Origin of the sequence: Burkholderia sp. AU17457 (genome assembly GCF_002223255.1) — a bacterium.
GTDB lineage: Bacteria > Pseudomonadota > Gammaproteobacteria > Burkholderiales > Burkholderiaceae > Burkholderia > Burkholderia sola.
Genome location: NZ_NKFB01000004.1, coordinates 455,417 through 478,634, shown reverse-complemented (window position 1 = coordinate 478,634; position 23,218 = coordinate 455,417). Strand labels below are relative to the sequence as shown.

The window sequence follows — 23,218 nt, the reverse complement described above, 5'->3', positions numbered from 1 at the left end:
CGCCATCATGACCGATACTCATCGCCACGCACTCGAACAATGGACGTTCGACGCGTGGCCGTCCGCCGTCGTGTCGCTGTTCGACGGCACCGCGCTCGAGCGTCACGCGGACATTGCCGCGTCGCTGATCGTCGCGACCGACGATGGCCAGCTGCGCACGACGCTGCTCGGCGTCGGCGAGATCTATGCGCACGATGCGCGCACGCTGCTGATCGCGCTCTGGCCGCAGTCGCGGGCGGCGCGCGCGATCGCGCAACGGCGTATGGCCGCGTTGACGCTCGTCGCGGACGGTGCGTTCTTTCAGGCGCAACTGGAGATGATGCCGCTCGAAGGGGATGTCGGCGGATTGGCCGGATTCGCTGCGACGATCGCGCACGGCGATGCGCAGCGGGTGGGCTATGCGCGTCTCGCGACAGGCGTCACGTTCACGCTGGAAGGGGAGCGCGCCGCGGTGCTCGCACGCTGGCGACGCCAGATCGAGCACCTGCGGCGCGCGGCCGCGCGGCTTCAGTGACCGCGCTGGCCGCTGCGCGACGAACGGTTGCGGTTCGGATGCGCGGCATTGCCGCTTGCCGGGCGGGCGCCGTTGCCGCCGCCTGCCGGACGTCCGCCGCCATTGCCACCGGCACCGGCGCCGCCTTGCGTGCGCGGCTTCGCGGCCTTCTGCTGCGTCGCCTTCGGTTGCGCGTTGCCGTCGCGTTTCGCGGCAGGCTGGCCTGAGCCGCCGGCACGCGGCTGGCGATTGCCGCCGCCGCGCGGTTGCTGCTGGCCGCGGCGCTGCTGGATCGGCTCCGGTTTCGCGTTCGGATCGGGTTCGAAGCCCGCGATCACTTCCTGCGGGATCTCGCGCTTGATCAGCCGCTCGATGTCGCGCAGCAGCTGCTTCTCGTCGACGCACACGAGCGACACGGCTTCGCCGGTCGCGCCGGCGCGGCCCGTGCGGCCGATCCGGTGCACGTAATCCTCGGGCACGTTCGGCAGGTCGAAGTTGACGACGTGCGGCAACTGGTCGATGTCGATCCCGCGCGCGGCGATATCGGTCGCGACGAGCACCTGCAGCGTGCTGTTCTTGAACTCGGCCAGCGCGCGCGTACGCGCCGACTGGCTCTTGTTGCCGTGGATCGCCATCGCGCTGATGCCGTCCTTCGTCAACTGCTCGGCGAGCCGGTTCGCGCCGTGCTTGGTGCGCGTGAACACCAGCACCTGGAACCAGTTGTGTTCGCGGATCAGGTGCGTGAGCAGCTCGCGCTTGCGGTCGCGGTCGACCGGGTGGATCTTCTGCGCGACGCTCTCGGCGGTCGTGTTGCGGCGGGCGACCTCGATCAGCGCGGGCGAGTCGAGCAGGCTGTCGGCGAGCGCCTTGATTTCATCGGAGAAAGTGGCCGAGAACAGCAGGTTCTGGCGCTGCGGCGGCAGCTTCGCGAGCACGCGCTTGATGTCGTGGATGAACCCCATGTCGAGCATCCGGTCGGCTTCGTCGAGCACGAGGATGTCGAGATCCGACAGGTCGATGGTCTTCTGCTGCATGTGGTCGAGCAGGCGCCCCGGCGTCGCGACGACGATGTCGACGCCGCGCTTGAGCGCATCGATCTGCGGATTGATGCTGACGCCGCCGAACATCACGGTCGAACGCAGCTTCAGGTACTTGCTGTACGCGCGCACGCTTTCCTCGACCTGGGCGGCGAGTTCGCGCGTCGGCGTGAGGATCAGCGCGCGGACCGCGCGCTTCGCGCCACGGTGCTCCGCGTAGAACGTGTGCAGGCGTTGCAGGATCGGCAGCGTGAAGCCGGCGGTCTTGCCGGTGCCGGTTTGCGCGCCGGCGAGCAGGTCGCCGCCGCCGAGGACGGCCGGGATCGCCTGCTGCTGGATCGGGGTCGGCGACGTGTAGCCGAGCTCGTTGACCGCCTTGACCAGCGGTTCGGCCAGGCCGAGAGATTCGAAAGACATAGATACCACTCTTGAGTTTTATGATCGGCGATGCGTCGCGCGGCCCGCGCGTCAAACCTGCATCGCAAAACAGCCAAAAAGCAAAAGGGCGCGGCCGCGGTTTCCCGCAGCCGCGCCCCGTTTGTGTGAGCCGCTTCTTAGTCGAGCGGCGCGGAACGCAGATCGCTCACCTGTTGCGGCGAGATCGGCGTACCGTTGTTACCCCAAGACATCCGGATATACGTGACGACCGCCGCGACTTCCTGGTTCGACAGCGACTGCGCGAACGGCGGCATCCCGTACGGACGCGGATTCTTGAACGTGCTCGGCGGATAGCCGCCATTCAGCACCATGCGGATCGGGTTGACGGCCGATTCCATCATGATCGAGTGGTTGCCCGCGAGCGGCGGATAGGCCGGCGGCTTGCCCGCGCCGGTCTCGGCGTGGCAGGTCGCGCAGTTGTCCGCGTAGATCTTCTTGCCCTGGTCGAACAGCGCGTTGCCGAACTGCTTCGACGGCTCGTACTGCATGTTCTTCGGCGCTTCAGCCTTCTGCGGGATCGACTTCAGGTACGTCGACATCGCGCGCGTATCTTCGTCGGTCATGTACTGCAGGCTGTTGTGGACCACGTCCGCCATCGGGCCGAATACCGCACCCTTCTGCGACACGCCGGCTTGCAGCAGGTCGGACAGCTCCTGCACGTGCCAGTCGCCGAGGCCGAGTTCCTTGTCGTTCGTCAGCGACGGCGCATACCAGTTCTGCAGCGGGATCAGGCCGCCGGCGAACGCCGACGAGCTCACCGGGCCGCCCATCATGTTGATCGACGTGTGGCACATCGAGCAGTGGCCGAGACCTTCGACGAGATACGCGCCGCGGTTCCATTCGACCGACTTCGTCGGATCCGGCTTGTACTCGCCTTCCTTGAAGAACAGCGTGCGCCAGCCGATCAGCAGGTTGCGGTTGTTGAACGGGAACTTCAGTTCGTGCGGACGGCTCGGCACCGACACCGGCGGGACCGAACGCAGGTACGCGTAGATCGCGTCCGAATCGGCGCGCGTGACCTTCGTGTAGCTCGCGAACGGGAAACCCGGGTACAGCAGGCTGCCGTCCTTCGAGCGACCCGTGTGCATTGCACGGTAGAAGTCGTCCGACGTCCACTTGCCGATACCGTTCTGGTCGTCGGGCGTGATGTTCGGCGTGTACATCGTGCCGAACGGCGTCGCCATCGGCAGGCCGCCCGCGAACGACTTGCCGCCGCGCACGGTGTGGCACGCGATACAGTCGCCGACGCGCGCGAGGTATTCGCCCTTCTTGATCAGCGCGGCCTGGTCGGCCGGCGTGGCCGCGACGGCGGCAGCGCCGTGCAGCGTGTCGTTGCCCGGCCACAGGACCGGCACGAGGGCGGCAGCCGCGACGATCGCGACGGCCGAGAGTGCAAACAGGGACTTGCGTTTCATTGTGTCTGTCTCCCTTGCCTTATTGCGGTTCGCTGCCGCAGGCGAGCGGAGTCTTCATCGAACGCGCCGGGGCCGGCACGGGGTTGGCGGGCGCCGGTTGCGCGGCGAGCCACGCGGTCACGGCCGTCACGTCTTCGTCGGAAAGCTTCGCGGCGATGTCGTGCATGCAATCGGGCGCCTTCGCGTGGCGGTTGCCCGAGCGCCATGCGCCGAGCTGCGCGCTCAGGTAATCGGCGTGCAGGCCGACGAGGCCCGGGATCGCCGGCTGCATGCCGGTCAGCCCTGCGCCGTGGCAGGCCACGCAGGCCGGCAGCTTGCGCGACGGGTCGCCTTGCGTGACGAGCTGCTTGCCGCGTGCGAGCGTCGCGGCCGGCAGCGTCGGCTTCGCCGGCGTCGGGTACGGCGGACGTTCGGCCGAGAAGTGCTCGGCGATTTCCTTCAGGTAATCGTCGTTCAGGTACGTCAGCAGATAGTTCATCGGCGGGTACTTGCGCCGGCCGTCGCGGAAGTTGACGAGCTGGTTGTACAGGTACTCGGCCGGCTTGCCGGCAAGACGCGGGAAGTAGTCGTTGTCCGTGCCCTGGCCGTGGACGCCGTGGCATGCGGTACAGCCGCGCACGCGCTCGGCCATGGTATCGGGTGCCTTGAGCGGCGCCTGCTGGGCGTGCGCTTGCTCCGTGGGCTTGGTCTGCGCTTGGGCAGCGCTCATAAGGCCCGCGCCGCCGATCATCAGAACGGCGAGCAGCGGACGGAAGAGGCGTCTTGAAGACACACGAGACTCCATGTTTATTCGTCGGGGACCTTGTCCGGGCTACGATCGGCTCGGCGCATGGACGGCAGGACAGCCGGGCTGCTGCGACGCGGCATTCTATCATCGATGGGTAATGACGGCTATTTGGCAAAAGGACATCGGTTCCTGTCCGTTTGCGACTTGCGACAATTTGACGCGCATTGCGCCGGCGTCATGTGAACCGGCGTGCGTTTTCCCCATCGAAGACCGTACACTCGCGGGTCGCGCGGCGCCGCCTCCGCCGCAGGTCCAGTCGTTTCTCCCGTTTCCGGATTCATCGATGACGTTTTCTACCGTGCCGTTGCCTGCCTCCCGCCGTCCGTCCCGCCGTCCGCCCCGTTGCCGCCGCACTGCCGGCCTGCCGCTTGCGGGAGGGCGTGCGCGATGAAGTTCGACAGCTTGTGGATCGGTCAGGTCGCGCTCGCGGCGCTGATGGATGCGGCGTTCGCGATGGCGGTCGGCTCGGCGCTGTTCAAGGCGTGGCTCGGCAAGGACGGCGCGCGGCCGGTCATTGCGCCGTCGCACCCCGCATGGCTGCGCGCGCAACATTCGCTCGTCGCGGCGGCGCTGGCGCTCGTGCTCGCCGATCTCGGCTGGCTCGTCTACGAAGCCGCGGCGATGAGCGGCGCGGGGCTCGGCGGCGCGTTCGCCGCGATTCCCGTCATGCTGATGCAGACGCATACGGGCTTCGCGTGGAGCGTCGCGTTCGCCGGCGCGGTGCTGCTCGCGATCGTCGCGCTCGCGAAGCCGGACGGCCCGGTCGCGCATGCGGTGCTGTGGCTCGCCGTGATCGTGGTCGCGGCCGGCAAGGCGTCGCTCGGCCATGCGGCCGATAGCGGCGTGCTGTCCGCGGCGGTCGGCGTGCAGACGCTGCACCTGCTGGCCACCGCCGTGTGGGGCGGCCTCGTGCTCGCGGGCGGGCTCGCGGTGCTGCCGGCGCTCGGGACGTCGGTCGCGCGCGGCGCATTGATCCGCATCGGCCAGCACCTGTCGCGCACGTCGATCGTCGCGGTCGTCTTCGTGCTCGGCACCGGCGTGCTCAACGCGATCCGCGGGCTCGGCGGCTCGCTCGCGCCGCTCGACGGCAGCACGTGGGGGCGCGTGTTGCTGCTGAAGCTGCTGCTCGTCGCGCTCGCGCTCGTGCTCGGCGGGCTCAACCGCTTCTCGGCGCTGCCGCGCCTGCGCCGCACCGCGTCGACCGAGGACGCGTACACGTTCCGCAACATCCTGCATCTCGAAGGGATGACGATGATTGGCGTGTTCGTCGCGGCGGCCGTGCTGTCGTTCAGCGTGCCGGGGTTCGCGGCGCTCGGCTGACGGCCGAACGGCGCAGGGCGGGGCGCCGCATGCGTGGTACGGATGCAAGAACGGCCGCCGTGTCGGGGCGGCCGTGTCGAACGCACTGCGCGGCGCGCGCCGCGCCACACATCTTTCTTATCTCAAGCGTTCATCACCACTCGGCGACGCTGCCGTCCGCGTGGCGCCACACCGGGTTGCGCCAGCGATGGCCGGTCTTCGCCATCTCGCGCACCTTCTCCTCGTTCACGTCGATGCCGAGCCCCGGGCCTTGCGGGATCGCGACGAAGCCGTCCTCGTAGCGGAACACCTCGGGATTGCGCAGATAGTCGAGCAGGTCGTTGCCCTGGTTGTAATGGATGCCGAGGCTCTGTTCCTGGATGAACGCGTTGTAGCTGACCGCGTCGAGCTGCAGGCACGCGGCGAGCGCGATCGGCCCGAGCGGGCAATGCAGCGCGAGCGCGACGTCGTAGCTTTCCGCGAGCGTCGCGATCTTGCGGCACTCGGTGATGCCGCCGGCGTGCGATGCGTCCGGCTGGATGATGTCGACGTAGCCGCCCGCGAGGATGTGCTTGAAGTCCCAGCGGGAGTAGAGCCGCTCGCCGAGCGCGATCGGTGTGTTGGTCTGGTTGACGATGTCGCGCAGCGCCTCGGCATTCTCCGACAGCACCGGTTCCTCGATGAACATCAGCTTGTACGGATCGAGTTCCTTCGCGAGCACCTTCGCCATCGGCTTGTGCACGCGGCCGTGGAAGTCGACGCCGATCCCGACGTGCGGGCCGACCGCATCGCGCACCGCCGCGACGTTCGCGATCACCTGCTCGACCTTGTCGTAGGTGTCGACGATCTGCAGCTCCTCGGAGCCGTTCATCTTCACGGCCTTGAAGCCGCGTTCGACCACCGCGCGTGCGTTGTTCGCGACGTCGCTCGGCCGATCGCCGCCGATCCACGAATACACCTTGATGCGATCGCGCACCTGGCCGCCGAGCAGCGCATGCACGGGCACGCCGTGATGCTTGCCCTTGATGTCCCACAGCGCCTGGTCGACGCCCGCGATCGCGCTCATCATGATCGGGCCGCCGCGGTAGAAGCCGGCGCGGTACATCACCTGCCAGTGATCCTCGATCAAGAGCGGGTCGCGGCCGACGAGATAGTCGGCCAGTTCGTGCACGGCGGCCTCGACCGTGTGCGCGCGGCCTTCGACGACCGGCTCGCCCCAGCCGATGATGCCCTCGTCGGTTTCGATCTTGAGGAACAGCCACCGGGGCGGGACGACGAACGTTTCGAGGCGGGTGATTTTCATGACGCGTGTCTCCATGATTGACCGGCGCGCCCGCGCGGGCGCGGCGCACGATCCGTGCTTTCGCGGTTATCCTAGCGTAGTCGAACAAAAAATAGTATTAATAGCATTAATGTGCAGATAGTGGGCAGCCGCCCGACGGAGAACGATCATTCAACGCGACCTGCATGGACAGACGGCCTTCCGGCTCGCGACGGCGATCCTGCGCGGCGACTATCCGCCCGAATCGCTGCTGCCGAGGGAACCCGACCTGATGGAGATGTACGGCGTGAGCCGCACGGTGATGCGCGAGGCGCTGCGCACGCTGACGTCGAAGGGGCTGGTCGAATCGCGGCCGAAGGTCGGCACGCGCGTGCGGCCCCGCCGTGCGTGGAACCTGCTCGATGCCGACCTGCTCGACTGGTATGCGCGGGTCGCGCCGCCGCTCGCGTTCGCGCTGAAGCTGCAGGAGATGCGCGAGATGATCGAGCCGCACGCGGCCGCGCTCGCCGCGCGCACCCGTACGCCCGAAGCATTCGACGCGATCGATGGCGCGGTGCGCGCGATGGCCGCCGCGCGCAACGTCGACGAATGGGTGCGCGCCGACCTGCACTTTCACCTGAGCGTGCTGGAGGCCGGCGGCAACGAGTTGCTGGTGCCGCTCGGCGCGCTGATCGATCGCACGCTCGAGGCGCAACTGCAATTGAATGCGCGCCGGGCGGACGTGTACAACGCGTCGCTTGCCGAGCATGCGGCCGTCAGCGACGCGATCCGCGTACGCGACGAGAACGGCGCGCGCCGCGCGATGGCGACGCTGCTCGCGGTGACGCGCGCGCGGATCGAGCTGTCGTGACGGGAGCGGGGCGGGCGGCGCCCCGCAGCGTACCGTCAGGCGTTCGCGCAGCCGCCCGGCTTGTGGATGCGCTCCGTTGACGGCGGGTACTTCGCGAGCAGGCTCGCCGGCCGCCGCGGCCGCGCGACCAGGTCGCCGCCGCAATTCGGGCAGCGGCCCTTCAGCACGTCGTCCGCGCAAGTCGCGCAAAACGTACATTCAAACGTACAGATGCGTGCTTCCGCCGAATCGGGCGGCAGGTCCTTGTCGCAGCATTCGCAGCCGGGGCGCAGTTCGAGCATGATGGTCTCCTGGGTCGACGAGGGATGGGCGCCGCCCGGACATTGCGTGCGGCGCATGCGAGCGCTACTGTACGCGTTTGGATCGGCCCGGCCAACGGCGTCCCGCCTGGGCGCCGGTGCTGCGCACGGGCTGCACCGGGAGACGACCATGCATTATCGCGGAAGCTGTCATTGCGGCGACGTGACGTTCGAGGCGGAAGGCGACCTGCAGGGCGTGATGGCGTGCAACTGCTCGATCTGCCAGCGCAAGGGCGCGCTGATGTGGTTCGTGCCGCGCGACCACATGACGCTGCTGACGCCCGACGAAAATCTCGCGACCTACCTGTTCAACAAGCACGTGATCCGGCATCGCTTCTGCAAGCGCTGCGGGATTCACGCGTTCGGCGAAGGCGTTCATCCGGACGGCACCGCAATGGCCGCGATCAATGTGCGCTGCGTCGAGGGCGTCGATCTCGACGCGCTGCCCGTCACGCACTACGACGGCCGCTCGCACTGAGCGGCGCGCGGTTGCGGGCGCCTGCGCGGCGCGACTCGATCACGACGGTTGCACGGCCGCCACGTTCGCCGCAGGCGTTTCCGTCTGCGGCGCCGGGCCGGCGGTGCGCGTGCCGGCGTCGGCCGGGCGTTCGATCAGCGGCGCGAGCGCCGGCGCCATCGACTTCAGCAACTGCACGGCCATCGCGCTCGTGAAGTCGTAGCGCGCCGCATACGGCTCGTGCGCGGTCGCCGTCAGCACGCCGAAGAACCGGTCGCCGATCGCGAACACGAAGGTGCCGCTGCGGTTGACCTTGCGCGACTCGATCAGCCGCGCGCCGCGTGCGTAGACGTTGAAGCGCTGGTCGCCCGTCCCCGTCTTGCCGTACACGTCGAGCGTCTTGCCGTCCGGCAGCGTGAGCCCGCCCGCCAGGCGGCGCGCGGTGCCATGGAGCACGACGTCGCGCAGCAGCGTGTGCGCCACGTTGACGATCTCCGGCGCCAGCATCGGCTGCGGTTGCGCGGCCGCGCGCACGAAACGCGTTTCGTACGGCGTGCCCTTCGCGAAATCGAGCCGCGTGATCGTCTCGGTCGGCGCCTTCTGGCCGCCGTTCGCGATCAGGCCGATCAGCTTCGCGAGTGCGTCCGGCTGGTCGCCCGACGCGCCGATCGCGGCCGCGTACGACGGCGTCACTTCCGCGAACGGGTAGCCGAGCGCGCGCCACGACTTCGTGATCTCCGCGTACGCGCGCAGCTCGACCATGCGGCGGATGCGGCGGTCCTGCGTCGCGTGGTAGCGGGTCTTGTACAGCCACGAGTACGTGTAGAAACGCGCATCGCGACTGTCGCGCTGAACCTCGGCGAGCGACGCGGTCGGGTGCGCGCGCAGGTAGTTGAGCGTCCACAGCGCGAGCGGATGGACGCTCGCGATATAGCCGCGATCGTTGAGATTGAAGCGGTCGATCGCATACTTCGCGTAGAGCGCGGCGAGATCGTCGTCGGACAGCGTCGCGGCTGGCGTGCCTTTCAGTTGCGCGCGCATCTGCGCGTCGAACCATGCGAGCGATTCGTTCGGCGCGACGCTGCGCAGCACCGTCGCGAGCTTCGGCGGCGACTTGCGTACGTCGCGCAGCATCAGCGCGAGTGCTTCGTCGGGCGCCTTGCCCGCATAGCGCGTGTAGTAGCGCTTCACGTAGACCTGGCTTTCGCCGTCGACGAATTGCTGCAGGTAATGCTGGCGCTGCGCGGGATCGTTGAGCCACGACGACGACGGGCCGGCCGCCTGCAGCGTTTCGTAGTGAACGATGTCGCGCATCAGCCGCACGAACACGAGGTTGACCGAGTGCTCGAACGCCGCGTGCAGCGTCAGGATGCGGCCGTTGTCCGACTTCTCGAAGTTCGAAAACACCTGCGCGCCGCCGCCCGTGTAGAACACGTCCGGGCTCGCCGAATACTTGCGCTCGACCGACGCATCGAGCATCGCCTGCAGCGAGCGCTCGCGCGTATGCGACAGGTAGTCGAGCGCCCAGCGCGACAGCCCGTCGATCGGATCGGGCTTCACGCGCGCCAGCTCCGCGTTCGACAGGTGCGCATAGCGCGCGTGCAGGTCGGCGACGATCTGCAGGTACGTGATCAGCGTGCGCAGCTTCGCGGTCGAGCCCAGGTTGATACGGCCGCCGCGATTCACGTCGAACGGCTGGTTCACGCTGTCGGTCTGCACGCGCAGCATGTTCGCGCCGTTGCGGTGCTCGTACAGCGTGAAGCTGTACGTGAGGTGCGACGGGTCGTCCTTCGGCGCGAGCATCTCGAAACCGTACAGGCCGGCGGCCTGCGCGCCGCCGCGTGTCGATGCCCGCGCGAGCCGCTCGGCGACCGCCTGCTGCACGCCGTTGTCGAGCGTGCTGGTGGCCTGCAGGTCGAGCTGGTCGAGCTGGTACAGGTCGCTGATGCCGAGCGCCGACAGCAGCGACGCGCGCGCGGAGGTCACGGCCTTGCGCGACACGAACGACTGCACGCGCGCGGCGGCTGGCGGCGCGCTGCGTTCGATCTGCGCGGCCAGCGCGGCATCGCGCAGCGCGGGCGAGATCACGCCGCCGTTCGACAGCAGCCGCAGATAGCTGTCGGTCAGCTTTTGCAGCGCCGGATAGCCGCGGTTGAGGAAGTACGACGGCGCGCGCTGCGCGATCAGCAGCGACAGCGCCTCGCGGAACATCTTGCCCTGCTGATCGACGTTGTCGCCGGTCGTCGGCGCGGACAGCACGCGGTTCACGTCGTTGAAGTCGCGGCCGTACCACGCGGCGAGACCGTCGCCGATGCCGGTGATTTCTCCGATGTGCGGCCGCGCGGCGAGCGGCACCGAGTTCAGGTAGCGCACGACGATCGTGCGGCGCGCGAGCATCGTCTGCGGGCCGTTCAGGTACGCGCGCACCGACGCGGACGCGATCTGCCGCAGCTTCTCGGGCGGCGTCGCGGTGCGGCCCTCGGGCGAATGGCGGAATTTTTCGATCTGCGTCGCGAGCGTGCTGCCGCCCGGGCGTGCCTGATGGCGATTGACCACGTGCAGCGCCTGGTCGGCCAGCGCGCGGCTGAAGCGCCCCCAGTCGATCGCCGGGTTGCGGTTCGGTTCGTTCGCATCGAGCAGATAGCGATCCTCGATGAACAGCAGCGAATCGGTGATCACGCGCGGCACCGTGTCGAAGTCGGCATAGACGCGCTGCGGGAACACGGTCGCGAACAGCGGCGAGCCGGTCGAATCGAACAGCATCAGGCCCGTCTGGTCTTTCTCTTCGTATGGGAGAAACAACCCGCGCTCGCCGAGCGACAGCATCCGCTGCGAATCGCGCGCCTGTTCGCTGACGACGAAGCCGCGCGCGAGCAGCCGCTGCTGGAACGCGGGGATCATCGCGTAGCCGAAGCGCTGGTCGTACGGACCGTTCCCGGGGAAGCGGATGTGATCGCTCGGCCCCGCTTCGACCGTGTAGCCGACGTCGCGGGTGAGCTCGGACAGGTAGCGCGCCTGCAGCCGGGACGTTTCGATCTCGGTCTGCACGAGCCGCGCGACGATCGCCACCGCGATCAGCAATGCGGCGAGCAAAGACCACTTGACCCACGTCCAGACCGATGCGGGACCGGTCACGCGCGGGAGGATACGATTCAGCGGCCGATTCATGGCGGCGTCTCCCTGAGGGCGCGGTTGTCCGGCCACACCCCATTAAGGATTAGTGTAGTCCTCCGCGGCGGACTGCCAAGGGCGGTTGACTACCGAGATGCGCCGGCGCAACAGGCGTGCCCGCCCCAGCCGGGCGACGGGTCGATGGCGGTCGGGGCGCCAGCCGGCGCGGGCGCGCCAGCCCGGCGCGGTCGAGCGGGCGGCGGCGAGCCAGCGTGGAAAAATGGTGCGCGCTTTCACCGTTCATTCAACTGACGAAATGCTCGATCAGGTGATCGACGAACAGCCGTGCCTTGCGCGGAAAATGCCGACGGGTCGGGTACGCGACATTCATCTCGAGGGCCTCCAGTCGATAGCCGGGCAGCAGCGCGAGCAGCCGGCCGTCGTCGAGATCCGGCTTGACGAGGAAATCGGGCAGGACCGCGATGCCCATGCCGGACCGCGCCCAGTTCCGGATCAACCCGACGTTGTTCGACGATGCGGATTTGTTCGGGCGCACGGTGATGCGCGTCTGTTCGTGTTCGAACGACAGGTATTCGCCCGCGAAATCGGCATGGAATGCCAGGCCCGCGTGCGACGCGAGATCGTGCGGATGACCGGGCGCGCCGTGCCGTTCGACATAGTGCGGCGCCGCGCAGACGATCCGGTTGATGCGCGTGAGCGGGCGCTTCACGAGCGTGTTGTTGCTGATGTGCTGCGACAGCAGCAGCCCGATGTCGAAGCCCTCGGACACGAGGTCGACGTGACGGTCCACGATCGTGACTTCCGGCACGATGGCCGGATGCCGCGTCTTGAACGTGTCGATGGCCGGCGCGAGCACGTGCATGCCGAACATGACCGGCGCGGCGATTTTCAGCGAGCCGATCGGTTCGTGATGCATCGAGGCGATCGTTTCCTCGACCCGGTCGATCTCGTCGATCACGTGACGTATCTGCGCCAGATAGAGGTGGCCCGCGTCGGTCAGCGACAGGCTGCGGGTGGTGCGATTCAGCAGGCGTGCGCCGAGCCGATCCTCGATGCTCATCACGAGGCGGGTGGCCGACGAGTTGGAGATGTTCAGTTCCGTGGCTGCGCGCGCGAAACTGCGAAGTTCGGCGACCTTGACGAATAGTCGCATCGGGAGGAGTTCGTCCATTTTTTATCGATAAACAGAAAGCGTGGATTCAATTCTATCCATCGATTTGATGAATTTTAACGGACGTTTTTAACGAATGATTATTATGGAATCGCGTATTTATCGGGTGCGAGAACGGTCGGAGAATGACGGGTTTCAAGGCCTTAAGGTCATTGAATTGGCGATTTGATTGCGATTGCAATTAGACCTTTTTGATGAATTTGTATTTAGTAATTGTACGAAAATATAGGCTAATTTTTTCGTTAAAGCCTCGGACGTTATCGATGCGATGTGATACCGAACCGTATACGTCCCTGTTGCGTTGGCAGCTTCGCGCGTTCGTGCCGGCGCACGGCCTCGACGGAACGGCGGATCGGGTAGTCGCAGGCAAGCGGGACGATTTCGGGCTGGGCCCCGCCGCGCGCAGGCGCTCGTCGCCCGCGCGGCATCGAGGCCCCGATAGCCGCCGTCAGACGCTGCCCGCGGTCTCGATCACGAGGATGCGCGCAGCGCCGAGCGGATGCGCGACGTGCTCCGTGCCGACTGTCGCGTGAAAGACGTCGCCCGTCTCGAGCACCGTCGCATGCTCGACGCCTGCGTCGCGGTAGCGCATCTCGACGCGGCCGTCGAGCACCGCGAACACTTCCTCGCCGTCGTTCACGTGCCAGCGATACGGCTGGTCGGTCCAGTGCAGCCGGACCGTGATGCCGTTCAGGTTCGCGATGTCGAGCGCGCCCCACGCGCGGTCCGCCGTGAATGCGGCACTCCGGATGATCTTCATCGATGTGTTCTCCGGCACGCGTGTGTGCCGCCTTCCCGTGATTTTTCCGACATCCGCATTCAGCGCGACGTCGCGCGCAGCGCCTGCTCGACGATCTGCTTGCGCTTCGCGAAGCCGGCTGCCGTCCGTTCGGTGACGCGCGTCACGACCGCAGCCGGCGCGGTGTCGGGCGAGCCGGCGTCGAACGGCGGCGCGGGCGCATATTCGAGCTGCAGCTGGATCGCCTGCGCTTCTTCGTCGCCGACCAGCTCCGCGGCGATCGTCAGCGCGAAGTCGATGCCGGCCGTCACGCCGCCGCCCGTGATCAGGTTGCCGTCGCGCACCACGCGCTCGCGTACCGGTATCGCGCCCAGCGGTTCGAGCAGCGAGTGGAACCTCCAGTGCGTCGTCGCGCGCCGGCCGCGCAGCAGGCCGGCCACGCCGAGCAGCAGCGCGCCCGTGCAGACCGACGTCACGTAGCGCGCGGTGGCCGCGCGCTGCTGCACGAACGCGATCGTTTCGGCATCGAGCAGCAGCTCGTTGATGCCGATTCCGCCCGGGATGCAGATCACGTCGAGCGGCGGGCAGTCGTCGAACGTACAAGTGGGCGCGAGCGCGAGGCCGCTGCTCGACGCGACCGCGTCGCGCGACTTCCACACCAGATGGACGGCCGCATCGGGCAGCGACGCGAGCACGTCGTGCGGACCGGTGAGGTCGAGTTGCTGGACGCCCGGAAAGACGAGAAGGCCGATATGCAGGGTCATGCGAAGACTCCGTCTGGAAGGGAACGCGCGCCGTTCGGCACGGGATGGACAGATCGATTCTAGGCGCGTAGTGTTTGGCGAAATTGCCATATCACCCACGTTTTAAGCCAATCGCCATGCCTGCCGCCGCCCCGCGTTCGATCCTGGTCCTCGCGTTTCCCCGTGCGCAACTGCTCGATGTAACGGGGCCGCTGCAGGTGTTCGCGTCCGTCAACGAGCTCGCGCTGGAGCGCGGGCAGCCGGCGCCGTATGCGCCGCGCGTCGTGGCCGTCGAAGCCGGGCCCGTCGAGACGTCGTCGGGCCTCGTCGTGATGGCCGAGTCGCTGCACGCGGCCGCGCGCCGTCCCGATACGCTGATCGTCGCCGGCGGCAAGGGCGTGCATGCGGCGTCGAAGGATGCTCGCGTGGTGAGTTGGGTGCGGCAGCAGGCCGGGCGCGCGCGGCGCGTGGCGTCGGTCTGCACCGGCGCGTTCCTGCTCGCCGAGGCCGGCCTGCTCGACGGGCGGCGCGCGGTCACGCACTGGGCGCGCTGCGACGAATTCGCGGCGCGCTACCCGAACGTGCGCGTCGAACCGGACCCGATCTTCATCCGCGAAGGCGCGCTGTGGACGTCGGCCGGCGTGACGGCCGGCATCGACCTCGCGCTCGCGCTCGTCGAGGAGGATCTCGGGCGGGCGACCGCGCTCGACGTCGCGCGCGAACTCGTCGTGTTCCTGAAGCGTCCGGGCGGGCAGGCACAGTTCAGCACGATGCTGTCGATGCAGCGCACCGCCGACCGGTTCGGCGAACTGCACGCGTGGATGGCCGAGCACCTGACGGCCGACCTGTCGGTGCCCGCGCTCGCCGAGCGCGTGAGCATGAGCGAGCGCAGCTTCGTACGCCACTATCGTGCGGAAACCGGCCGCACGCCCGCCCGCGCGGTCGAGCAGATCCGGGTCGAGGCCGCGCAACGCCTGCTCGGCGAAACGGCGTGGCCCGTCAAGCGAATCGCTGGGCGGTGCGGCTTCGGTTCCGAGGAGACGCTGCGGCGCAGTTTCGTGCGCGTGCTCGGCGTGTCGCCGCAGGGATATCGCGAGCGGTTCGTGCGGTAACGGACGACGGCTTCATCCCGGTGCGATGATCCGACGATGTTTGCGGGTGCGGCGCGTCGCCGGGATGAGCGGGGCCGGCGCGGGCGCTGCCGGAAGGAACTGCGCGGAAACCGATCGATTTCCGGTCCGAAGCGCCGAAACTATTCAGGATCGGACAACAATAGGCGGGGGCTTGTGCCGCGCCCGCCGCGGGCTCTATTCTGTTCCGTTGGCGATTCGAAGGGGAAGCAGCATGGACCGAATCCAGGCAATGGAAGTTTTTACCCGCGTGGTCGACGCGAACAGCTTCACGCGGGCGGCCGACACGCTGGCGATGCCGCGTGCGTCGGTGACGACCATCATCCAGAATCTCGAGGCGCTGCTCGGCGTGCGCCTGATGCACCGGACGACGCGCCGGCTGTCGTTGACGCCGGAGGGCGCCGCGTACTACGAGCATTGCATGAAGATCATTGCGGAGATCGCCGAGGCCGACGCGAGTTTCCAGGCCGGCAACCGCAAGCCGAGCGGCATGCTGCGCGTCCACATGCCGAGTTCGCTCGGGCGGCGCGTCGTGCTGCCGTCGCTGTCGATCTTCCGGCAGCGCTATCCGGACATCACGCTCGAGCTGGGGCTGTCCGACCGCTACGTCGATCCGGTCGAGGAGGGCATCGATTGCATGATCCGGGTCGGGCCGCTCGAGGATTCGTCGATGGTCGCGCGGCGCATCGGGATGCTCAAGCGCGTGACGTGCGCGTCGCCCGATTACCTTGCCCGCCACGGCGAGCCGAACGAGATTGCCGATCTCGTCGAACATCATGCGGTGAATTTCCGCGCGAGCCACGGCGCGCGGGCGATTCCGTGGGTGTTCATGATCGATGGCAAGCCGTTCGAGGTGCGGATGAACGGCAGCGTCACGGTCAACGATTCGGATGCGTACGTGACGTGCGGGCTCGAAGGCTTCGGGATGATCCAGCCGACGCTGTTCATGGTGCTGCCGCACCTGCTCGACGGCTCGCTGGTCGAGGTGCTGCCGGACAGCAATCCGAAGCCGAAGCCGATCTCGATCGTGTATCCGCACAACCGGCATCTGTCGCAGAAGGTGCGCGTGTTCGCCGACTGGATCGCGGAGGTGTTCGAGTCGACGCCGGCGCTGGAAGGTGGGGAGAACTGGCGGGGGAAGGTGGGGGTGCAGGCGGCGAAGGCGCAGCGCGGAGCGGTGGTGGCGTAGTCGAGGCGCGTGGCTGGGGGGGACGGGCAACGCGCCGCGACACCGCGTGCGCCGGATGAAGCAATGAAAAAAGCCGCTGTTTCTTTCGAAACAGCGGCTTTTCGCATTTGGTGGCGAATCAGGGATTCGAACCCCGGACCTGCGGATTATGATTCCGTCGCTCTAACCGACTGAGCTAATTCGCCGAAGACTTGAATTATGTCGATCGGCCGGTCGGCTGTCAATACCTTTTTCCATCTTTCCCGAAAAAAGTTGCCGGCAGTCCGTGCCGGCCTCGGTCACTGGCGGGGGCGGCCACCGGAAGGCGTCCCTCCGCCGGCCGTCCCCGCTCCGCGCCCAACATCAATCCTGCGCGTAGATGTCCGAGTCCTTCGTCTCCTTGACGAACAGCAGGCCGATCACGAACGTGACCAGTGCGATCACGATCGGATACCAGAGCCCCGAATAGATGTTGCCCTTCGCCGCGACGATCGCGAACGCGGTCGCCGGCAGGAAGCCGCCGAACCAGCCGTTGCCGATGTGATAGGGCAGCGACATCGACGTGTAGCGGATCCGCGTCGGGAACATCTCGACCAGCATCGCGGCGATCGGGCCGTAAACCATCGTCACGAAGATCACGAGGATCGTCAGGATCACGATCGTCATCGGCCAGTTGAGCTGCGCCGGGTCAGCCTTGGCCGGGTAGCCGGCCCCCTTCAGCGCCGACGCGAGCGTCTTGTCGAATGCCGCGCCCTGCGCCTTCGCGTCGGCCGCCTTGCCGTCGTAGGTCTGGATCACCGTGTCGCCGACCTTGATCTGGGCCGGCGTCCCGGCCGGCGCCGCGACGTTCTCGTAGTTCAGGCCGGCCTTCGCGAGCGCGCTCTTCGCGATGTCGCACGAGCTGGTGAACTTCGACGTGCCGACCGGATTGAACTGGAACGAGCAGGCGGCCGGATCGGCGATGACCGTGATCGGCGCCTTCTGCGTCGCGAGTTCGAGCTGCGGGTTCGCGTAGTGCGTGAGCGCCTTGAACAGCGGGAAGTACGTCAGCGCCGCGATCAGGCAGCCCGCGAGGATGATCGGCTTGCGGCCGATCTTGTCCGACAGCGACCCGAAGAACAGGAAGAACGGCGTGCCGATCAGCAGCGCGATCGCGATCAGGATGTTCGCGCTGGCGCCGTCGACCTTCAGCGTCTGCGTGAGGAAGAACAGCGCGTAGAACTGGCCCGTGTACCAGACGACGGCCTGGCCGGCCGTCAGGCCGATGAGCGCGAGGATCACGATCTTCAGGTTCTTCCACTGGCCGAACGCTTCGGTCAGCGGCGCCTTCGACGTCTTGCCTTCCGCCTTGATGCGCAGGAACACCGGCGATTCGTTCAGCTGCAGCCGGATCCACACCGACACCGCGAGCAGCAGGATCGACGCGACGAACGGCACGCGCCAGCCCCAGCTGCCGAACGCTTCCTCGCCGATGAACGTGCGCACGCCCAGGATCACGAGCAGCGACAGGAACAGGCCGAGCGTGGCCGTCGTCTGGATCCACGCGGTGTAGAAGCCGCGCCGGTTGGCCGGCGCATGCTCGGCGACGTAGGTCGCCGCGCCGCCGTACTCGCCGCCGAGCGCGAGGCCCTGCAACAGCCGCATCGCGATGAAGATCACGGGAGCGGCGATGCCGATCGACGCGTAGCCGGGCAGGAAGCCGACCACGAACGTCGAGACGCCCATGATCACGATCGTCACGAGGAACGTGTGCTTGCGGCCGACGAGGTCGCCGAGCCGGCCGAACACGATCGCGCCGAACGGCCGCACCGCGAAGCCGGCCGCGAAGCCGAGCAGCGTGAAGATGAACGCGGCGGTCGGATTGACGCCGGAGAAGAAGCTCTTGCTGATGTAGGCCGCGAGCGAGCCGGCCAGGTAAAAGTCGTACCACTCGAACACGGTGCCGAGCGACGACGCGAAGATCACCTTCTTCTCTTCGCCCGTCATCGGCGAGTGCGAAATTTGCCCGCCTAACGTTGCCATGAATCGTCTCCAAGTCCCTTGATATAAATGTGCGGCCGCCTTGGGAGGGGCGGGCCTGTCGACGATTATTGGCACGGAAACTTACGGCCCACTGACTCGCGCGTACAAAACGACTGCGCGTTAACCCGCGTCGAATCGGCCGCTTCGCGCGCCGATCGTGGCGTGAACGGCCGGTAAATCCCCGGTCTCGACGTGGTTGCGCCGAGCCGCGGCGGCGCGCGTCAGGGTTAATCCGGGGCGGTGTCGGCGAGCGGCAGGCTGATGCGCACGAGCGTGCCGGCGAGGCGCGGTGCGTGCTGGTAGACGTGATCGTCGAGCGTCAGCGTGCCGCCGTGCTGCGTGGCGATCTCGCGCACGATCGCGAGCCCGAGGCCGCTGCCGTCGCCTTCACGGCCGAGGATCCGGTAGAAGCGCTCGACGACGCGCTCGCGCTCGCCGGCCGGGATGCCGGGGCCCGTATCTTCGACTTCGAGATGGACGCGCCGCGCCGCGCGGTCGGCGCGCACGCGCACCGTGATGCGGCCGCCTTCCGGCGTATAGCGGATCGCGTTGTCGACCAGGTTGCCGAGCATCTCGCGCAGCATCACCGGATTGCCGTCGACGTCGAGCGGCGCGTCGTCGTCCGGGCCTTCGTAACCGAGGTCCATCCGTTTCGCGAGCGCGGCCTGCACCCAGTCGCGCACCGTGCGCCGCGCGAGCGCGCCGATCTCGACCGGCTCGAACGTGAGCCCGCTCGCGCGGTTTTCGGCACGCGCGAGCGCAAGCAGTTGCGTGACGAGACGCGCGGCCTGCTCGGAGCTCGTCGCGATCTGCTCGAGCGAGCGCTGCACGTCGGGCGGCACCGGGTGGCGCAGCGCGAATTCGGCCTGCGTGCGCAGGCCCGCGAGCGGCGTCTTCATCTGGTGCGCGGCGTCGGCGATGAAGCGTTTCTGCAGCGCCATGTTCTGCTCGAGCCGCGCGAGCAGGTCGTTGAACGACGTGACGAGCGGTTCGATCTCGGGCGGCGCGCGCTGCGCCTCGACGGGCGACAGGTCGTCGGGTCGCCGCGCGCGGATGTGCGCCTGCAGCGCGTTGAGCGGCGCGAGCCCGCGCGACAGCCCGAACCAGACGAGCAGGATCGCGAGCGGCAGGATCACGAATTGCGGCAGGATCACGCCCTTGATGATGTCGTTCGCGAGCGCGTTGCGCTTGTCGAGCGTCTCGCCGACCTGCACGAGCACGGGCTGCGCGCCGCTCGCCTGCGGCAGCGCGACGGTCGTATAGGCGACGCGCACGTCGTTGCCGCGCAGCAGGTCGTCGCGGAACACGACGACGCCCGGCGGCGGGCGGTCCTCGTCCCGCGGCAGCGGCATGTCGGCTTCGCCCGCGACCAGCTCGCCGCGCGTGCCGAGCACCTGGAAGTAGACGCTGTCGATGTTGTCCGCGCGCAGGAAGTCGCGCGTCTGCTCCGGCAGCGTCAGTTCGGCGACGCCGTTGACCGGATGGATCTGCCGGGCGAGCACGTACGCGTTGGTCTCGAGCGCGCGGTCGAACGGACTGTTCGCGATCGTCTTCGCGACGAGATAGGTGACGGCGATGCTCATCGGCCACAGCAGCAGCAGCGGCGCGAGCATCCAGTCGAGGATTTCGCCGAACAGCGAGCGCGGGCGCGGCGTTTCGGGCGATTCGGTTTCGTCGGGCGGCGCGAACGGGTTCTCGTAACGGGCGTCGCGCGCCTCGTCGGCAGCGGACGACGGCGCGCCGGTCGGGTGGCGGGAATGGGAATGGGCCGGCGTGGCCATCGCGGCGCCGCCCGGCGTCAGCGCAGCGGCGTGCCGGCGGCCGCGGGCTGGGACGCTGCGGTGTCGGCCGGCGTCGCGGGCGCGACCTTCTCGAGGCAATAGCCGAGGCCGCGCACGGTCGAGATCCGCACGCCGCTCGGTTCGATCTTCTTGCGCAGCCGGTGCACGTAGACTTCGATCGCGTTGTTGCTGACTTCCTCGCCCCATTCGCACAGGTGGTCGACGAGTTGTTCCTTCGACACGAGGCGGCCGATCCGCTGCAGCAGGACCTCGAGCAGGCCGAGTTCGCGTGCGGAGAGATCGAGCACGTGATCGTTCGCATACGCGATGCGGCCGACCTGGTCGAATGCGAGCGAACCGTGGCGCACGACCGTCGGGCCGCCGCCCGCGCCGCGCCGGGTCAGCGCGCGCACGCGCGCCTCGAGCTCGTTGAGCGCGAACGGCTTGGCCATGTAGTCGTCGGCGCCGAGGTCGAGCCCTTTCACGCGTTCGTCGACGCTGTCGGCGGCGGTCAGGATCAGCACGGGGAGATTGGAATTGCGCGCGCGCAGGCGCTTGAGCACGTCGAGCCCGGACATTTTCGGGAGCCCGAGATCGAGGATCAGCAGGTCGAAAGTCTGCATCGACAGCGCGGTGTCGGCGTCGACGCCGCTCTTCACGTGATCGACGGCATAGCCCGATTGGCGGAGTGACCGGGTGAGGCCGTCCGCGAGTATGCTGTCGTCTTCGGCGATGAGAATTCGCATGTTGCTGACCGATGCCGGCAGGGCGTTCGCGCCGGCGCGGCTGTCTCCGAAGTTATTCGTGTACAACGCAACCCGCATTGCGGGCTTGCATAAACCACTGTTTTTTTATACAGTGTCTGCATTCGTGGGCAGCGCTTGAATGCGGGCGCGCCTCCAACAGACGCTGCTCATCATAGCAAAGGACGATTCATGGAAGATAGCAAGAAGGGCTCCGGGATGACCGCCGAGAAGAGCAAGGCGCTGGCGGCCGCGCTCGCGCAGATCGAGAAGCAGTTCGGCAAGGGCTCGATCATGCGCATGGGCGACGGCGAAGCGGCCGAGGATATCCAGGTCGTCTCCACGGGGTCGCTGGGTCTCGACATCGCGCTGGGCGTCGGCGGCTTGCCGCGGGGCCGGGTGGTCGAGATCTACGGTCCGGAATCGTCCGGTAAAACCACGCTCACGCTGCAGGTCATCGCCGAACTGCAGAAGCTGGGCGGCACCGCGGCGTTCATCGACGCCGAGCACGCGCTCGACGTTCAATATGCCGCGAAGCTCGGCGTGAACGTGCCGGAGTTGCTGATTTCGCAGCCGGACACCGGCGAGCAGGCGCTCGAAATCACCGACGCGCTGGTGCGCTCGGGCTCGATCGACATGATCGTCATCGACTCGGTCGCGGCGCTCGTGCCGAAGGCCGAAATCGAAGGCGAGATGGGCGATTCGCTGCCGGGTCTGCAGGCCCGCCTGATGTCGCAGGCGCTGCGCAAGCTGACCGGCACGATCAAGCGCACGAACTGCCTCGTGATCTTCATCAACCAGATCCGGATGAAGATCGGCGTGATGTTCGGCAACCCGGAAACCACGACGGGCGGCAACGCGCTGAAGTTCTACTCGTCGGTGCGTCTCGACATTCGCCGGATCGGCTCGATCAAGAAGAACGACGAGGTGATCGGCAACGAAACCCGCGTGAAGGTCGTCAAGAACAAGGTGTCGCCGCCGTTCCGCGAAGCGATCTTCGACATCCTGTACGGCGAAGGCATTTCGCGTCAGGGCGAAATCATCGATCTCGGCGTGCAGGCGAAGATCGTCGACAAGGCCGGCGCCTGGTACAGCTACAACGGCGAGAAGATCGGCCAGGGCAAGGACAACGCGCGTGAATTCCTGCGCGAAAATCCGGAAATCGCGCGCGAGATCGAGAACCGCATCCGCGAATCGCTCGGTGTCGTCGCCATGCCCGACGGCGCGGGCAACGAAGCCGAGGCGATGGACGAAGAAGAGTGATGATTGCGCGCCGAGGTCAGGCCGGCGAGCCGGAGGAGCACGACACGCCCGAAACGGCGGGTCGCTCCGGCCAGCGGGCCGGCCCCTCGGGCGCCAGCCGGCGGGACGCAAGCGGCAACGCAGCGAACCGCACCGCGACGAGGGCATCCGACGATGCCCTCGTTTCGTTTGAGATTGCCGCACCGGACGATCCGTTCGACGACGATGAATCGTTCGACGCACACGATCGCTCCCGCCGTCGTGTGTCCGGTGTCCGCTTCCCGGGCGATCGCGCCCCGAGCGATCGCGCCCCGGACGATCGCACAGCCGATGCGCCCGCGACGGAAGATGTCTATACGCGCAGCAGCCAGCATCCGCGCCGCACACGCCGTGCATCCGGCGCATCTTCCGGCGGCGCTGCTTCAAGCGACACCCCGGGCGCTCGCGAACGCAAGTCGTCGAAGCCGCCGCGGTCGTTGAAGGGGCGCGCGCTCGGCTACCTGTCGAGGCGCGAATACAGCCGTGCGGAGCTCGCGCGCAAGCTCGCACCGTACGTCGGCGAGGACGAATCCGTCGACCCGGTGCTCGATGCGCTGGAAAAGGAAGGCTGGCTGTCCGACGCGCGCTTCGCCGAGAGCCTCGTGCATCGCCGCGCGTCGCGCGTCGGCGTCGCGCGCATCGTCAGCGAACTGAAGCGCCATGCGGTCGGCGACAGCCTCGTCGAAGAGGTGAATGCCCAATTGCGCGAGACCGAGTGGACGCGTGCGCAGGCCGTGTGGCGCAAGAAATTCGGTGCGCTGCCGCAAACGCCTGCGGAGCGCGCGAAGCAGGCGCGCTTCCTGGCCGCGCGCGGCTTCTCGAGTGCGACCATCGTGAAGTTGCTGAAGGTCGGCGACGATTTCCCGATCGACGACTGAGCCGCCCGGTCGCGCGCGTGGCGCGCGATTTTGCTGCATCGCAACCGCTTCCGGACAGGCGGGAATACCCGCC

At 67.6% G+C, this 23,218-nt stretch carries 21 protein-coding genes and 1 tRNA gene; 9 read left to right on the top strand and 13 right to left on the bottom strand.

Annotated elements, in window-relative coordinates; translation table 11 throughout:
• Nucleotides 1-7 precede the first annotated feature (7 nt).
• A complete protein-coding gene (locus CFB49_RS14535; RefSeq protein ID WP_089491633.1) occupies nt 8-514 on the top strand; it encodes a hypothetical protein in 507 nt (168 codons plus the stop codon).
• Here the strand turns inward: CFB49_RS14535 and CFB49_RS14530 are convergent.
• The 3 genes from CFB49_RS14530 to CFB49_RS14520 form a co-directional block, all read right to left on the bottom strand.
• Nucleotides 508-1,947 carry a DEAD/DEAH box helicase gene (locus tag CFB49_RS14530; RefSeq protein WP_069619625.1) on the bottom strand — a complete coding sequence of 480 codons (1,440 nt, stop codon included), beginning with the start codon at nt 1,945-1,947 and terminating at the stop codon, nt 508-510. The genes CFB49_RS14535 and CFB49_RS14530 overlap by 7 nt on opposite strands.
• Nucleotides 1,948-2,084: 137 nt before the next feature.
• Nucleotides 2,085-3,383 (bottom strand): c-type cytochrome, encoded by a 1,299-nt coding sequence (locus CFB49_RS14525; protein WP_006477897.1) that lies wholly within the window; start codon nt 3,381-3,383, stop codon nt 2,085-2,087.
• Between the two features lie 19 nt (nt 3,384-3,402).
• Nucleotides 3,403-4,167, bottom strand: coding sequence for a c-type cytochrome (locus CFB49_RS14520; RefSeq protein WP_050014600.1), 765 nt, complete (start codon nt 4,165-4,167; stop codon nt 3,403-3,405).
• Between the two features lie 390 nt (nt 4,168-4,557).
• Between CFB49_RS14520 and CFB49_RS14515 the strand changes: the two genes are divergently transcribed.
• A complete protein-coding gene (locus CFB49_RS14515) occupies nt 4,558-5,490 on the top strand; it encodes a CopD family protein (RefSeq protein WP_069619626.1) in 933 nt (310 codons plus the stop codon).
• Between the two features lie 133 nt (nt 5,491-5,623).
• Here the strand turns inward: CFB49_RS14515 and dgoD are convergent, their stop codons facing one another.
• Nucleotides 5,624-6,772: a galactonate dehydratase gene (dgoD, locus tag CFB49_RS14510; protein WP_034208311.1), complete on the bottom strand. Its 1,149-nt coding sequence runs from the start codon at nt 6,770-6,772 to the stop codon at nt 5,624-5,626.
• A 145-nt stretch (nt 6,773-6,917) separates the two neighbouring features.
• On the opposite strand from dgoD, the gene CFB49_RS14505 reads away from it, so the two are divergent.
• Nucleotides 6,918-7,601 carry a FadR/GntR family transcriptional regulator gene (locus CFB49_RS14505; RefSeq protein WP_089491632.1) on the top strand — a complete coding sequence of 228 codons (684 nt, stop codon included), beginning with the start codon at nt 6,918-6,920 and terminating at the stop codon, nt 7,599-7,601.
• Nucleotides 7,602-7,636: 35 nt separating this feature from the next.
• On the opposite strand, the gene CFB49_RS14500 is transcribed toward CFB49_RS14505, so the two are convergent.
• Nucleotides 7,637-7,882, bottom strand: a complete 246-nt coding sequence (locus tag CFB49_RS14500) for a DUF1272 domain-containing protein (RefSeq protein WP_006483256.1) — start codon at nt 7,880-7,882, stop codon at nt 7,637-7,639.
• Between the two features lie 148 nt (nt 7,883-8,030).
• On the opposite strand from CFB49_RS14500, the gene CFB49_RS14495 reads away from it, so the two are divergent.
• Nucleotides 8,031-8,378, top strand: coding sequence for a GFA family protein (locus CFB49_RS14495; protein WP_089491631.1), 348 nt, complete (start codon nt 8,031-8,033; stop codon nt 8,376-8,378).
• 39 nt (nt 8,379-8,417) lie between these two features.
• On the opposite strand, the gene CFB49_RS14490 is transcribed toward CFB49_RS14495, so the two are convergent.
• The 4 genes from CFB49_RS14490 to CFB49_RS14475 all read right to left on the bottom strand — a co-directional run bounded on the left by CFB49_RS14490 (nt 8,418) and on the right by CFB49_RS14475 (nt 14,163).
• On the bottom strand, nt 8,418-11,525 hold the full coding sequence (locus CFB49_RS14490; protein ID WP_089491630.1) for a transglycosylase domain-containing protein: 3,108 nt from the start codon (nt 11,523-11,525) through the stop codon (nt 8,418-8,420).
• A gap of 247 nt (nt 11,526-11,772) precedes the next feature.
• On the bottom strand, nt 11,773-12,660 hold the full coding sequence (locus tag CFB49_RS14485; RefSeq protein WP_089491629.1) for a LysR family transcriptional regulator: 888 nt from the start codon (nt 12,658-12,660) through the stop codon (nt 11,773-11,775).
• A 448-nt stretch (nt 12,661-13,108) separates the two neighbouring features.
• Nucleotides 13,109-13,420 carry a cupin domain-containing protein gene (locus CFB49_RS14480; protein WP_069621228.1) on the bottom strand — a complete coding sequence of 104 codons (312 nt, stop codon included), beginning with the start codon at nt 13,418-13,420 and terminating at the stop codon, nt 13,109-13,111.
• Between the two features lie 59 nt (nt 13,421-13,479).
• Entirely contained in the window at nt 13,480-14,163 is a 684-nt protein-coding gene (locus tag CFB49_RS14475) for a DJ-1/PfpI family protein (RefSeq protein WP_089491628.1), read from the bottom strand.
• A 116-nt stretch (nt 14,164-14,279) separates the two neighbouring features.
• Between CFB49_RS14475 and CFB49_RS14470 the strand changes: the two genes are divergently transcribed.
• Nucleotides 14,280-15,254, top strand: coding sequence for a GlxA family transcriptional regulator (locus CFB49_RS14470; RefSeq protein WP_089491627.1), 975 nt, complete (start codon nt 14,280-14,282; stop codon nt 15,252-15,254).
• Nucleotides 15,255-15,486: 232 nt separating this feature from the next.
• A complete protein-coding gene (locus CFB49_RS14465) occupies nt 15,487-16,461 on the top strand; it encodes a LysR family transcriptional regulator (RefSeq protein WP_089435587.1) in 975 nt (324 codons plus the stop codon).
• A 108-nt stretch (nt 16,462-16,569) separates the two neighbouring features.
• On the opposite strand, the gene CFB49_RS14460 is transcribed toward CFB49_RS14465, so the two are convergent.
• From CFB49_RS14460 to CFB49_RS14445, 4 genes are all read right to left on the bottom strand, one after another.
• Nucleotides 16,570-16,646, bottom strand: a tRNA-Met gene (locus CFB49_RS14460).
• Nucleotides 16,647-16,803: 157 nt separating this feature from the next.
• Entirely contained in the window at nt 16,804-18,462 is a 1,659-nt protein-coding gene (locus tag CFB49_RS14455) for an MFS transporter (RefSeq protein ID WP_089435586.1), read from the bottom strand.
• Nucleotides 18,463-18,689: 227 nt separating this feature from the next.
• Nucleotides 18,690-20,243, bottom strand: a complete 1,554-nt coding sequence (locus tag CFB49_RS14450; RefSeq protein WP_089435585.1) for a sensor histidine kinase — start codon at nt 20,241-20,243, stop codon at nt 18,690-18,692.
• Between the two features lie 17 nt (nt 20,244-20,260).
• Nucleotides 20,261-20,989 (bottom strand): response regulator transcription factor, encoded by a 729-nt coding sequence (locus CFB49_RS14445; protein ID WP_089435843.1) that lies wholly within the window; start codon nt 20,987-20,989, stop codon nt 20,261-20,263.
• Between CFB49_RS14445 and CFB49_RS36325 the strand changes: the two genes are divergently transcribed.
• The 3 genes from CFB49_RS36325 to recX are packed head-to-tail and all read left to right on the top strand — an operon-like array spanning nt 20,988 to nt 23,145.
• Nucleotides 20,988-21,128 carry a hypothetical protein gene (locus tag CFB49_RS36325; RefSeq protein ID WP_160300515.1) on the top strand — a complete coding sequence of 47 codons (141 nt, stop codon included), beginning with the start codon at nt 20,988-20,990 and terminating at the stop codon, nt 21,126-21,128. The genes CFB49_RS14445 and CFB49_RS36325 overlap by 2 nt on opposite strands.
• Before the next feature lie 50 nt (nt 21,129-21,178).
• On the top strand, nt 21,179-22,249 hold the full coding sequence (gene recA / locus CFB49_RS14440) for a recombinase RecA (RefSeq protein ID WP_006486701.1): 1,071 nt from the start codon (nt 21,179-21,181) through the stop codon (nt 22,247-22,249).
• Complete coding sequence (gene recX / locus CFB49_RS14435) at nt 22,249-23,145, top strand: recombination regulator RecX (protein WP_089435584.1); 897 nt, start codon at nt 22,249-22,251, stop codon at nt 23,143-23,145. The genes recA and recX overlap by 1 nt, the downstream gene beginning before the upstream one ends.
• Nucleotides 23,146-23,218: the final 73 nt, after the last annotated feature.